Annotated in this window: 10 protein-coding genes; 7 read left to right on the forward strand and 3 right to left on the reverse strand. The window is 68.2% G+C overall.

What is annotated here, in order from left to right; genetic code table 11:
* Positions 1-16: 16 nt before the first annotated feature.
* The 6 genes from ACIQTT_RS00615 (at position 17) to ACIQTT_RS00640 (ending at position 6265) form a co-directional block, all read left to right on the forward strand.
* A complete protein-coding gene (locus ACIQTT_RS00615) occupies positions 17-952 on the forward strand; it encodes a sugar-binding transcriptional regulator (protein ID WP_247956387.1) in 936 nt (311 codons plus the stop codon).
* Positions 949-1950 carry a deoxyribose-phosphate aldolase gene (deoC, locus tag ACIQTT_RS00620; RefSeq protein WP_402784633.1) on the forward strand — a complete coding sequence of 334 codons (1002 nt, stop codon included), beginning with the start codon at positions 949-951 and terminating at the stop codon, positions 1948-1950. The genes ACIQTT_RS00615 and deoC overlap by 4 nt, the downstream gene beginning before the upstream one ends.
* Positions 1951-1964: 14 nt before the next feature.
* The gene (locus ACIQTT_RS00625; protein WP_402784636.1) at positions 1965-3407 is read left to right on the forward strand and encodes an aldehyde dehydrogenase family protein; all 1443 of its coding nucleotides are present in this window, start codon (positions 1965-1967) and stop codon (positions 3405-3407) included.
* Entirely contained in the window at positions 3404-4255 is an 852-nt protein-coding gene (locus ACIQTT_RS00630; protein WP_402784639.1) for an aldehyde dehydrogenase family protein, read from the forward strand. The genes ACIQTT_RS00625 and ACIQTT_RS00630 overlap by 4 nt, the downstream gene beginning before the upstream one ends.
* A gap of 172 nt (positions 4256-4427) precedes the next feature.
* Entirely contained in the window at positions 4428-5696 is a 1269-nt protein-coding gene (clpX, locus tag ACIQTT_RS00635; protein WP_247622143.1) for an ATP-dependent Clp protease ATP-binding subunit ClpX, read from the forward strand.
* Positions 5697-5773: 77 nt separating this feature from the next.
* Positions 5774-6265, forward strand: coding sequence for an NUDIX hydrolase (locus ACIQTT_RS00640; RefSeq protein WP_402784643.1), 492 nt, complete (start codon positions 5774-5776; stop codon positions 6263-6265).
* On the opposite strand, the gene ACIQTT_RS00645 is transcribed toward ACIQTT_RS00640, so the two are convergent.
* The 3 genes from ACIQTT_RS00645 to valS form a co-directional block, all read right to left on the reverse strand.
* On the reverse strand, positions 6246-6743 hold the full coding sequence (locus ACIQTT_RS00645; RefSeq protein ID WP_402784646.1) for a GyrI-like domain-containing protein: 498 nt from the start codon (positions 6741-6743) through the stop codon (positions 6246-6248). The genes ACIQTT_RS00640 and ACIQTT_RS00645 overlap by 20 nt on opposite strands.
* Before the next feature lie 85 nt (positions 6744-6828).
* Positions 6829-7044, reverse strand: coding sequence for a hypothetical protein (locus ACIQTT_RS00650; protein WP_247622146.1), 216 nt, complete (start codon positions 7042-7044; stop codon positions 6829-6831).
* Positions 7044-9659, reverse strand: a complete 2616-nt coding sequence (gene valS / locus ACIQTT_RS00655) for a valine--tRNA ligase (protein ID WP_402784649.1) — start codon at positions 9657-9659, stop codon at positions 7044-7046. The genes ACIQTT_RS00650 and valS overlap by 1 nt, the downstream gene beginning before the upstream one ends.
* Before the next feature lie 169 nt (positions 9660-9828).
* On the opposite strand from valS, the gene ACIQTT_RS00660 reads away from it, so the two are divergent.
* Positions 9829-11439: an ABC transporter substrate-binding protein gene (locus tag ACIQTT_RS00660; RefSeq protein ID WP_402784652.1), complete on the forward strand. Its 1611-nt coding sequence runs from the start codon at positions 9829-9831 to the stop codon at positions 11437-11439.
* Positions 11440-11463 lie beyond the last annotated feature (24 nt).

The following is an 11463-nucleotide window of genomic DNA, read 5'->3' on the forward strand; positions in this document are numbered from 1 at the left end:
ACGGAAGGAGGATGCCGTGGAAGACGAACTGCTCATGGTCCGGGTCGCCGAGCTGTACTACGACGAGGACAAGACGCAAGACGAGATCGGCGGACTCCTCAAGATCTCGCGCTGGAAGGTCGGCCGTCTGCTGACCCAGGCGCGCGAGCGCGGCATCGTCCGCATCGAGATCATCCACCCCCGGGCCCGGCGCCTGGGCCTCGAGCGCGAGCTCGTCGAGCGCTTCGGATTGAGTGACGCGGTGGTGGTCCCCGCTCCCGAGGGCGACGACGGCACGCTGGAACGGGTCGCCCAGGCCGCGGCCGACTTCCTGACGGCACTCCGTCCCGTGCCCCGCACGCTCGGGGTGAGCTGGGGGCGCACTCTCCGCGCTGTAGCCGAGGCCCTTCCCGACGGGTGGGCGAACGGGGTCACTGTCGTCCAGCTCAACGGGGGAGTGAGCCTAAATCGCCGATCTGGTGGTGCCGCAGGGCTCGCGGTGACGATCGCGCAGCGCGCGAACGGGCAGGTGTCGCTGCTGCCCAGCCCCGCGATCCTCGAGCGCGTCGAGACCAAGCAGGCGATCGAATCCGACCGAACCGTCGCCGGCATCCTCGAGGAGGCCGCCGATGCGCAGGCCTTCCTCTTCACGGCCGGTCCGTGCGACGCCTCGTCGGCGCATGTCGAGAACGGGTACCTCAGCGCCGAGGACGTCGACGAGCTCGCCCGACGCGGAGCCGTCGGAGATGTGCTCGGCCGCTACGTCGACGCCGAGGGCAACATCGTCGACGCGCAGCTCGACGCCCGCACGGTCGGCGTGAGCCTCGACCGTCTGCGCGGAGCGAAGAAGGCGATCTTCGTCACCGCCGGCCCCGCGAAGCACGACATCGCCCGCACCGTCGTCACCAGCGGCCTGTGCGGGGTTCTGGTGACAGATGAGACCACAGCACGAGCATTGTTGGAGGAACGATGACGACCAATGAACTGACCCGCAGAACGGCGGTGGACGTGCTCGGCGGAGATCCCGACGACGCGACGCTCCGCCGCTTCCTGCAAGGCCTCCCCGGCGTCGACGCCGTCGGCCTCGAGCAGCGCGCCGCGGGCCTGGGCACGCGATCGATCAAGACGACGTCGAAGGCGTGGGCTCTCGACACGATCATCACGCTGATCGACCTCACCACTCTCGAGGGGGCCGACACCCCCGGCAAGGTGCGTTCTCTGGTCGCCAAGGCCAAGAACCCGGATGCTGCGGACCCCACGACCCCGAAGGTCGCAGCGGTGTGCGTCTACGGCGACATGGTCGGAGACGCGGTGACCGCACTCGGTGCCCTGCACGGCGATCCCGACGAGGGGCTGATCTCGGTCGCCGCCGTCGCGACGGCGTTCCCGAGCGGCCGTTCGTCGCTCGAGATCAAGCTCGCCGACACGGCCGAGGCCGTCGCCGCCGGAGCCGACGAGATCGACATGGTCATCGACCGGGGAGCATTCCTCTCCGGGCGCTACGGGCTCGTGTTCGACCAGATCGCGCGAGTGAAGGAAGCCTGCCGCCGCGAGGACGGCAGCTACGCCTCGCTCAAGGTGATCCTCGAGACCGGTGAGCTGAACACCTACGACAACATCAAGCGGGCGTCGTGGCTCGGCATCCTCGCGGGTGGCGACTTCATCAAGACCTCGACCGGAAAGGTGCAGCCGGCGGCGACTCTCCCGACGACGCTGCTCATGCTCGAGACGGTGCGCGACTGGCACCGCGCGACCGGCGAGAAGATCGGTGTGAAGCCGGCCGGCGGCATCCGCTCCTCGAAGGACGCGATCAAGTATCTCGTCACCGTCGCCGAGACCGTGGGGGAGGAGTGGCTCCAGCCGCACCTGTTCCGCTTCGGCGCCTCGAGCCTCCTCAACGACGTGCTGCTGCAGCGTCAGAAGCTCACCACCGGCCACTACTCCGGCCCCGACTACGTCACGATCGACTGACTGGGATACGCAAAATGTCATTTCTGGAATACGCCCCTGCGCCGGAATCCACGGCGCTGCTGAACCTCAAGGACAGCTACGGCCTCTTCATCGACGGTGAGTTCGTCGACGGATCCGGCGACAGCTTCACCACCATCTCGCCCGCGACCGAGAAGCGCATCGCCGAGATCGCGACCGCGAGCGATGACGACGTCGACCGCGCCGTCGCCGCTGCACGCCGTGCCTACGAGAAGACGTGGTCGCGGATGAGCGGTCGCGATCGCGGTAAGTACCTCTTCCGCATCGCCCGCCTCGTGCAGGAGCGCGCCCGCGAGCTCGCCGTGGCCGAGAGCCTCGACAACGGCAAGCCGATCAAGGAGAGCCGTGACGTCGACGTGCCCCTGGTCGCCGCCTGGTTCTTCTACTACGCCGGATGGGCCGACAAACTCGATCACGCCGGCCTCGGCGCGAACCCGCGTGCGCTCGGCGTGGCCGGTCAGGTCATCCCGTGGAACTTCCCGCTGCTGATGCTCGCGTGGAAGCTCGCCCCTGCCCTTGCGGCCGGTAACACGGTCGTGCTGAAGCCCGCCGAGACGACGCCGCTCACCGCGCTGATCTTCGCGGAGATCCTGCAGCAGGCGGATCTGCCCGCCGGTGTCGTCAACATCATCACCGGTGCCGGGTCCACGGGCGCGGCTCTCGTGCGCCACCCCGACGTCGACAAGGTCGCCTTCACCGGTTCGACCGGCGTCGGCCGCGACATCGCGAAGGCGGTGGCCGGCACGAACAAGAAGCTCACGCTCGAGCTCGGTGGCAAGGCCGCGAACATCGTGTTCGACGACGCGCCGATCGACCAGGCGGTCGAGGGGATCGTCAACGGCATCTTCTTCAACCAGGGGCACGTGTGCTGCGCCGGGAGCCGCCTGCTCGTGCAGGAGTCGATCCACGACGAGATCATCGACCGGCTCAAGACGCGCCTGTCGACGCTGCGTCTGGGCGACCCGCTCGACAAGAACACCGACATCGGCGCCATCAACTCCGCCGCCCAGCTGGCACGCATCCGCGAGCTCAGCGACATCGGCGAGGCGGAGGGCGCCGAGCGCTGGACCGCGGACTGCGCGATCCCGGAAAAGGGCTTCTGGTTCGCCCCGACGATCTTCACGGGCGTCGAGGCTTCGCACCGCATCGCCCGCGACGAGGTGTTCGGCCCGGTGCTCTCGGTCCTGACCTTCCGCACGCCGGCCGAGGCGATCGCCAAGGCCAACAACACCCCCTACGGCCTCTCTGCGGGCATCTGGTCGGACAAGGGATCGCGCATCCTCGCCGTCGCCGATCGCCTGCGCGCGGGCGTGGTGTGGGCGAACACGTTCAACCGTTTCGATCCGTCGAGCCCGTTCGGCGGATACAAGGAGTCCGGTTACGGCCGCGAGGGCGGCCGCCAGGGTCTCACCGCCTACCTGAAGGGATCGGCAGCATGAGCAAGCGACTGACCGTGCCGAAGACGTACAAGCTCGCGATCGGCGGCGCCTTCCCGCGCAGCGAGTCCGGCCGTACCTACGAGGTCGTCTCGCCCAAGGGGGCCTTCCTCGCGAACGCGGCGCAGGGGTCCCGCAAGGACGCCCGCGATGCCGTCGTGGCCGCGCGTTCCGCGGTGAAGGGCTGGTCGGGCGCCACCGCATACAACCGCGGCCAGGTGCTCTACCGCGTCGCCGAGGTGCTCGAGGGGCGCCGTGCGCAGTTCATCGACGAGATCGTCTCCCAGGAGGGGGCATCGGCATCCGCCGCTGCCTCCCAGGTCGACGAGGCGATCGATCTCTGGGTCTGGTACGCGGGATGGTGCGACAAGTACGCCCAGGTGGCCGGGAACGCGAACCCCGTCGCCGGCCCGTACTTCAACATCACCGTCCCGGAGCCGACCGGTGTCGTCGCGATCGTCGCCCCGCAGGACTCGGCGCTGCTCGGACTCGTCTCGGTCGTGGCTCCGGCGCTCGTCGCCGGCAACACGGTCGTCGTGATCGCGAGTGAACGGCATCCGCTCTCTGCCATCAGCCTCGCCGAGGTGCTCGCGACCAGCGACGTGCCCGGCGGCGTGGTGAACGTGCTCACCGGCTCGCCGGCCGAGATCGCCCCGTGGCTCGCCTCGCATCAGGACGTGAACGCGCTCGATCTCGCGGGTGCCGGTGCGCTGGAGTGGGTCGACCTCCAGATCGCGGCAGCCGAGACGCTCAAGCGAGTGATTGCACCGGGTGAGGTCGTCGCCTCGCCCGAGCGCATCGCGGCGTTCACCGAGGTCAAGACCGTGTGGCACACCAAGAGCATGATCTGATCTGACCGTTCTTCGAGGGGCCGGTTCGCAGGATGCTGCGGGTCGGCCCCTCGTCGTGTCGATCCCCCCGAGCCGATGCTCTCTGACACGGCCCCGTCCCAATGCGTCCCGGTGTCCGATGCAGAGGTTAGGCTCGAAGCACGATCTCTGGATCCCCCATAGGAGGACGCGCATGGCCCGTATCGGTGAAAGCGCTGACCTGTTCAAGTGCTCGTTCTGCGGAAAGAGCCAGAAGCAGGTGCAGCAGCTCATCGCTGGCCCCGGTGTGTACATCTGCGACGAGTGCGTCGAGCTGTGCAACGAGATCATCGAGGAGCGGATGGCCGAGTCCTCCGCCGAGGGAGTGACGGACTTCGATCTGCCCAAGCCCCGCGAGATCTTCTCGTTCCTCGAGGAGTACGTCGTCGGCCAGGAGCCTGCGAAGAAGGCGCTCGCCGTCGCCGTCTACAACCACTACAAGCGCACGCGCGCGCACAGCACGCTGCAGCCCGCGGAGCAGAAGGCCGACGAGGTCGAGATCGCGAAGAGCAACATCATGCTCATCGGGCCGACCGGTTGCGGCAAGACCTATCTCGCCCAGACGCTCGCCAAGCGCCTCAACGTGCCGTTCGCCGTCGCCGATGCGACCGCGCTGACCGAGGCCGGCTACGTCGGTGAAGACGTCGAGAACATCCTCCTCAAGCTCATCCAGGCGGCGGACTACGACGTCAAGCGCGCCGAGCAGGGCATCATCTACATCGACGAGATCGACAAGGTGGCCCGCAAAGCCGAGAACCCGTCGATCACCCGCGACGTCTCGGGTGAAGGCGTGCAGCAGGCGCTGCTCAAGATCCTCGAGGGCACGGTAGCCTCGGTCCCGCCGCAGGGTGGGCGCAAGCATCCGCACCAGGAGTTCCTGCAGATCGACACCACGAACGTCCTGTTCATCGTCGCCGGAGCGTTCGCGGGTCTCGAAGACATCGTCTCGGCACGCGTCGGCAAGCACGGCATCGGCTTCGGCGCCCCGCTGCACGACAAGGGCAAGGATCTCGATCTCTTCAGCGAGGTGCTGCCCGACGACCTGCACAAGTTCGGCCTGATCCCCGAGTTCATCGGCCGTCTGCCCGTGATCGCCTCGGTGTCTCCGCTCGACCAGGACGCACTGATCGACATCCTCACCGGCCCGCGCAACGCGCTCGTGAAGCAGTACCAGCGCATGTTCGAGCTCGACGGCGTGCAGCTCGAATTCGAAGACGACGCGCTCCGCTCGATCGCCGATCTCGCCGTCGAGCGCAAGACCGGCGCGCGGGGGCTGCGTGCGATCCTCGAGGACGTGCTCGGCCCGATCATGTTCGAGATCCCCTCGGCCGAAGACGTCGCAAAGGTGATCGTGACTCGCGCCGCCGTCGACGAAGGTGCGCCTCCCACGATCGTGATGGAACGCAAGCGCAAGAGCGCGTGACCTCGGAGCGGGCGTCGTCGCCTGAACCTTGGGAGACCCGCCGGTCCGAAACCGTCGTCTCCGATCGGTGGATCTCGGTGCGTGCCGATGACTGCGTCGATGCCCGAGGGCGGACGATCGCGCCCTACTACGTTCTCGAATACGGCGATTGGGTCTCCGTGCTCGCCATCGACACCGTCGGCGACGCCGTCATCGTCGAGGAGTATCGTCACGGAGCGGGCATCGTCGCGCGGGGCACGATCGGCGGTGGGGTAGCCGAGGGTGAAGACGTGGCCGTCGCAGCCGCTCGGGAACTCCGAGAGGAGACCGGATACGAAGCGGCGTCGATGATCGCGCTCGGTGCAACGTGGGCGAACTTCGGCAACCACACGAACCGCGTGCATCATTTCGTGGCGCTCGGCTGTCGACCGACGTCGGCGCAGTCGCTCGACGAGAACGAGGACATCGGAGTCCATGTGGTTCCGTTCGAGGGCCTCGCCGAGCACCTGCATCAGAGCTATCACCAACTGACCTGGTACAAAGCGGAGGAGTTCCTCCGCTCCCGGGGCCTCAGGCGACCGGCAGGATGAGGTCGGTGCGCAGCTCTTCGGGATCCTCGGTGGGGTCGGAGACGTAGACCTCGATCCAGATTCCCCGGTGGTGCAGGCCCTCCGCGCCGGCTCGCTCGGCGAGGCCCATCCACGCCCGCCCGAGACCGTCGTACGGGCCGATGTATGTCGTCGCCGCGGCGTCGCCGGACGGAAGAGCAGACGACTGCACAGAGGCGCCGTTCGCAGTCGTCAGCGGATCGGTCGGCGCCGTGGCGACGGGGAAGCCGAGCTCCAGGTCGAAAACGCCCATCGGGTCCCCGTAATAGATGGCCACGGCGGGCCCCACCGGCACGAGCGTGCCGTCGTGGAAGAAGACGGCGATCGCGCCGTAGCCGGTGTCGAAGGCGTCGCGCAGGTCGGCGATGCGGATGCCCCCATGCCGGATCACCGCCAGAGGGTCGGGATCGAGGGTGAGGCGCTCCATCGCGCCGAACGGGCGGTCAGGAAAGGCGGTCATGCCCACATCGTCGGGGCTTCCCGCGGAAACCGCAAGAGGTCCCTCCGCCGGTGGGCGGAGGGACCTCTCAACACGAAGCGGAGGGTCAGTCCTCGAACGGGCGGGCGATGACCTCGCCCGTTGCGGACTGCAGGACCTCCCAGCCGGCGTCGAGCTCGGCGATCGCCCGCCCCTCGAGCCAGGTGAGTGTCCAGTGACCGGTGACTCCGCGCGACTCGACCTCGGCGATCGCGGGACGCAGAGCCGCGGGAACCGACGCCGGAGCCTCTGAACCGGTCGCCCAGCGCGTGCCCAGCTGCATCAGGAGGCCTCGGTCGGTGCGAGTTCGATGGCGGTGACGGCGAAAGCATCCGCCTCCACGAACTCCAGCTCGGCGATCCGGCCCACGGCCCGCAGGTCGTCGGCGGCGGCTCGGAGAGCGACGAGCCTCGCGGCGGGCGCGGCGATCACCGCACGCGACACCGGAGTCTTCTGCGAGGCCTTGGCCTCGGTCTTCGCGCGGCGGATGCCGATCAGTGCCTCACTCGCCGCCGACAGCACGGCGGTGTCACCCTCGATGCCGAGAGCTTCGGGCCAGGCAGCGGTATGCACCGAGCCCTCCTCGAACCACGACCATGCCTCCTCGGTCGCGAACGACAGCACGGGGGCGAGCAGCCGCAGCAACGTCGACAGCGCGAGGCGCAGCGCAAGGGCAGCGGATGCCTGCCCGACGTCGTTCTGGTTGTACGCACGCTCCTTCACCAGCTCGAGGTAGTCATCGCAGAACGTCCAGAAGAACGCCTCGGTGATCTCGAGCGCACGGGCTTGGTCGTAGTTCTCGAACGCGGCGGTGGCCTCGGCGATCACGCCGTCGAGCGCGCTGAGCATCGAGGCGTCGAGGGCGTGCGTGACCTGGGCTCCCTGGGGCACCGGGAACGACAGCACGAACTTCGCCGCGTTCAGCACCTTGATCGCGAGGCGACGGCCGATCTTGACCTGCGTCGGGCTCTGCGGGTCGAAGGCGGCATCGGCGCCGAGGCGACTCGACGCGGACCAGTAGCGCACGGCATCCGATCCGTGCGTCTCGAGGATGTCGGCCGGCGTGACCACGTTGCCCTTGGACTTCGACATCTTCTTGCGGTCGGGGTCGACGATGAAACCGCTGATGGCGGCGTTGCGCCAGGGCGAACGGCCGTCTTCGAGGACGGATCGCAGCATGGTCGAGAAGAGCCAGGTGCGGATGATGTCCTGACCCTGCGGGCGCAGGTCGAACGGGGCCGTGAGGTTCCACAGTTCCTCGTCGCGCTCCCAGCCTCCGGCGAGCTGAGGGGTGAGCGATGAGGTCGCCCAGGTGTCGAAGATGTCGGCCTCGGCGTCGAAGCCACCCGCGACGCCGCGCTGGTCCTCGGTGTAACCGTCGGGCACGTCGGTGGTCGGGTCGATCGGAAGCGATGCGGCATCCGGCACGATCACGCGGTCGTAGTCGCGTTCGCCGTTCTCGTCGAGTCCGTACCAGAGCGGGATCGGCACGCCGAAGAAGCGCTGACGCGACACGAGCCAGTCGCCCGTGAGCCCGCTGACCCAGTTCTCGTAGCGCACGCGCATGAAGTCCGGGTACCAGTTGAGCTCGGTGCCGTGCGAGAGCAGCTGCTCGCGCAGCTCGCCGTCGCGGGCGCCGTTGCGGATGTACCACTGGCGCGTCGACACGATCTCGAGCGGGCGGTCGCCCTTCTCGAAGAACTTCACCGCGTGGCTGAACGGCTTGCCGACCGCGGTCATGTCGCCGGTCTCCTGCAGCTTCTCGACGATCGCCTTGCGGGCGCTGAACACCGTCTTGCCGGCGACCTCCTCGGCGTACCAGGCGCGGGCATCGGCGTCGGCGACGGTCGACGGCGCCTCCGGCAGGAAGCGACCGTCCAGGCCGATCGTCGTCATGTTCGGCAGCGACTCGCCGGCGGCGGTGCGGAGTTCGCGCCACCAGATGATGTCGGTCACGTCGCCGAAGGTGCAGACCATCGCGGCTCCCGTGCCCTTGTCGGGCTGAGCGAGGTGGTGACCGTGGATCTCGATCTCGGCGCCGAAGAAGGGCGTGCGCACCTTCGTGCCGATCAGGTGCTTGTGCGGGCCCTCGGGGTGCGTCACGATCGCGATGCATGCGGGGAGCAGTTCCGGGCGGGTGGTGTCGATGGCGATCGACCCCGATCCGTCCGCGAAGGGGAATTCGATCGTGTGATAGGCCGCCTGCTGCTCGCGGTCCTCGAGCTCGGCCTGCGCGATCGCGGATCGGAAGTCGATGTCCCAGAGCGTCGGCGCGAGGGCCTGATACGCCTCACCGCGCTCGATGTTGCGCAGGAACGCGAGCTGGCTCTGGCGGATCGTGTCGTCCGAGATCGTGCGGTACGTCTGCGTCCAGTCCACGCTCAGGCCGAGCTGGCGGAACAGTGCCTCGAACTGCTTCTCGTCCTCGAGGGTGAGGCGTTCGCACAGCTCGATGAAGTTGCGGCGGCTGATCGGCAGCTGGTCGGCGGCACGGCTCGACTTGTTGTCGCCGCCCTCGAACGGGGGAGTGAAGTCGGGGGTGTACGGCAGCGACGGGTCGCAGCGCACTCCGTAGTAGTTCTGCACGCGGCGTTCGGTCGGGAGGCCGTTGTCGTCCCAGCCCATCGGGTAGAACACCGTCTTGCCGCGCATGCGCTCGAAGCGCGCCTTGACGTCGGTGTGCGTGTAGGAGAACACGTGACCGATGTGCAGGCTGCCGGATGCCGTCGGCGGCGGGGTGTCGATCGAGTACACGCCGTCGCGGCCGGACTGCGCCGCCCGCATGCGGTCGAACAGGTAAGTGCCCTGCTCCGCCCAGGCGGCATCCCACTTCGCTTCGAGACCTTCGAGTGCGGGCTTGTCGGGAATCTGGTTCTGCGCGATTTCGGAAGCAGGCATGAAGGGTCTCCTCGAGCGATGTATGCGGCACTGTGTGAGCGTGCCTGAGTGTGGGTGTGCCCACCAGTCTAGCGAGGGCGCGCGCGAGCGGATGCCGTCGCAAATCGACCCAGTCCAAGAATCGGTCCTAGACTGATCTCACCCCCATCTTTCGTTCTGAGGAATCGTCATGCCCGCAGCATCCGTGCGCCGTCTTCTCCCCGCCGCGGCGATCGTCGCCGTGACCGCCCTGGCGCTCAGCGCCTGCGCCACCCCCGGTGGGCAGGACGGTGACGGCGAGGTGGTGTGGTCGATCGAGGGTGCGAACCTCTCCGCCGGTCACATGGACCCGCAGGTCAGCCAGCTCGACGTGTCGGGCACGGTGCAGCGCGCGGTGCTCGACTCGCTCGTCTTCCAGGAGGAGGACGGCACGTTCTCCCCGTGGCTCGCGACCGACTGGACCGTGTCGGACGACAGCACGGAGTACACCTTCACGCTGCGCGACGACGTCACCTTCACCGACGGCGAGCCCTTCGACGCGGCGGCGGTCAAGGCGAACTTCGACCGCATCGTCGACCCGGAGACCGCATCCGCGCAGGCGGCGAGCATGCTCGGCGCCGACTTCTACGCGGGTACCGAGGTCGTCGACGACCACACGGTGACGGTGAGCTTCACCCAGCCCTACGCTCCCTTCCTGCAGGCGGCCAGCACGCCCCAGCTCGGGTTCTACTCACCGGCCGTCCTCGCCGACTCCGCCGATCAGCTCAAGGCCGGTGGCCCCGGGATCACGGTCGGCACCGGGCCGTTCGAGCTCACCGAGTACACGCCCGACCAGGAGCTCGTGTACACGCGCAACGATGACTACGCCTGGGGTCCGCACGGCGAAGGCGCCCCGAAGTTCGAGACCCTGCGCGTCGAGATCCAGCCCGAGGCATCCGTCCGTGCCGGCGTCGTGACGAGCGGTGAGGCGGACCTCGCGAGCAACATCCCGCCGAACCTCGCCGGAGACCTCGGTGACGGCGTGCGCGTCGACTCGGTCGAGTACCCGGGCCTCCCGTACTCGCTCTACCTCAACGAGAAGTACGGCGTGTTCGCCGACGAGAAGGTGCGCCAGGCGTTCGCCCGTGGCATCGACATCGACCCCGCGGTCGAGGAGATCTTCTTCGGCCAGTTCCCCCGCGCCTGGAGTGTGTTGAGCTCGACGACGCCGGGTTACGACGCGGCTCTCGAGGGCACGTGGGCGTTCGACCCCGACGAGGCGAACCGCCTCCTCGACGAAGCCGGCTGGACCGAGCGCGACACCGATGGCATCCGCATGAAGGACGGCGCGCGTCTCTCCGCACGCTGGATCGCCTGGACGCCGGTGCCCGACGACCGCGCGGCCCTCGCGAACGCGATCCAGTCCGACCTGAAGAAGATCGGCTTCGAGGTCGAGCGCGAGGTGCTCGAGCCGGGCGCCTACAACGAGCAGTACGGACCGAAGACATTCGACCTCACCGACTGGGGCTTCTCGGGCGTCGACCCCGACTTCCTGCGCGCGCACCTGCACACCGATGGCTTCCAGAACGCCTCGCAGGTCACCGATGCCGAGGTCGACGGGCTTCTCGAGCAGGCGGTCGCGACCAGCGATCAGACCCAGCGCAACACGATCTACACGCAGCTGCAGGAATGGAACGCGACGTACACGGCCATCGTTCCGCTCTACAGCCCCTCGGCGATCACCGCCGTCGGCGAGCGCATCGACGGCCTCTCGTACGACCTGTACGGTCGGCCGCTGTTCTACGATGTGACGGTTGGCTGACCCGAGTCGACGCACGGCGGTGAG

Origin of the sequence: Microbacterium sp. NPDC090225 (assembly GCF_044772365.1) — a bacterium.
Classification (GTDB): domain Bacteria; phylum Actinomycetota; class Actinomycetes; order Actinomycetales; family Microbacteriaceae; genus Microbacterium.

Bases quoted from the DNA above. Each gene is read 5' to 3' on its own strand.
- deoC (WP_402784633.1), top strand. From the start codon at position 949: ATGACGACCAATGAACTGACCCGCAGAACGGCGGTGGACGTGCTCGGC.
- ACIQTT_RS00625 (WP_402784636.1), top strand. From the start codon at position 1,965: ATGTCATTTCTGGAATACGCCCCTGCGCCGGAATCCACGGCGCTGCTG.
- ACIQTT_RS00630 (WP_402784639.1), top strand. From the start codon at position 3,404: ATGAGCAAGCGACTGACCGTGCCGAAGACGTACAAGCTCGCGATCGGC.
- clpX (WP_247622143.1), top strand. From the start codon at position 4,428: ATGGCCCGTATCGGTGAAAGCGCTGACCTGTTCAAGTGCTCGTTCTGC.
- ACIQTT_RS00645 (WP_402784646.1), bottom strand. From the start codon at position 6,743: ATGACCGCCTTTCCTGACCGCCCGTTCGGCGCGATGGAGCGCCTCACC.
- ACIQTT_RS00650 (WP_247622146.1), bottom strand. From the start codon at position 7,044: ATGCAGCTGGGCACGCGCTGGGCGACCGGTTCAGAGGCTCCGGCGTCG.
- valS (WP_402784649.1), bottom strand. From the start codon at position 9,659: ATGCCTGCTTCCGAAATCGCGCAGAACCAGATTCCCGACAAGCCCGCA.
- ACIQTT_RS00660 (WP_402784652.1), top strand. From the start codon at position 9,829: ATGCCCGCAGCATCCGTGCGCCGTCTTCTCCCCGCCGCGGCGATCGTC.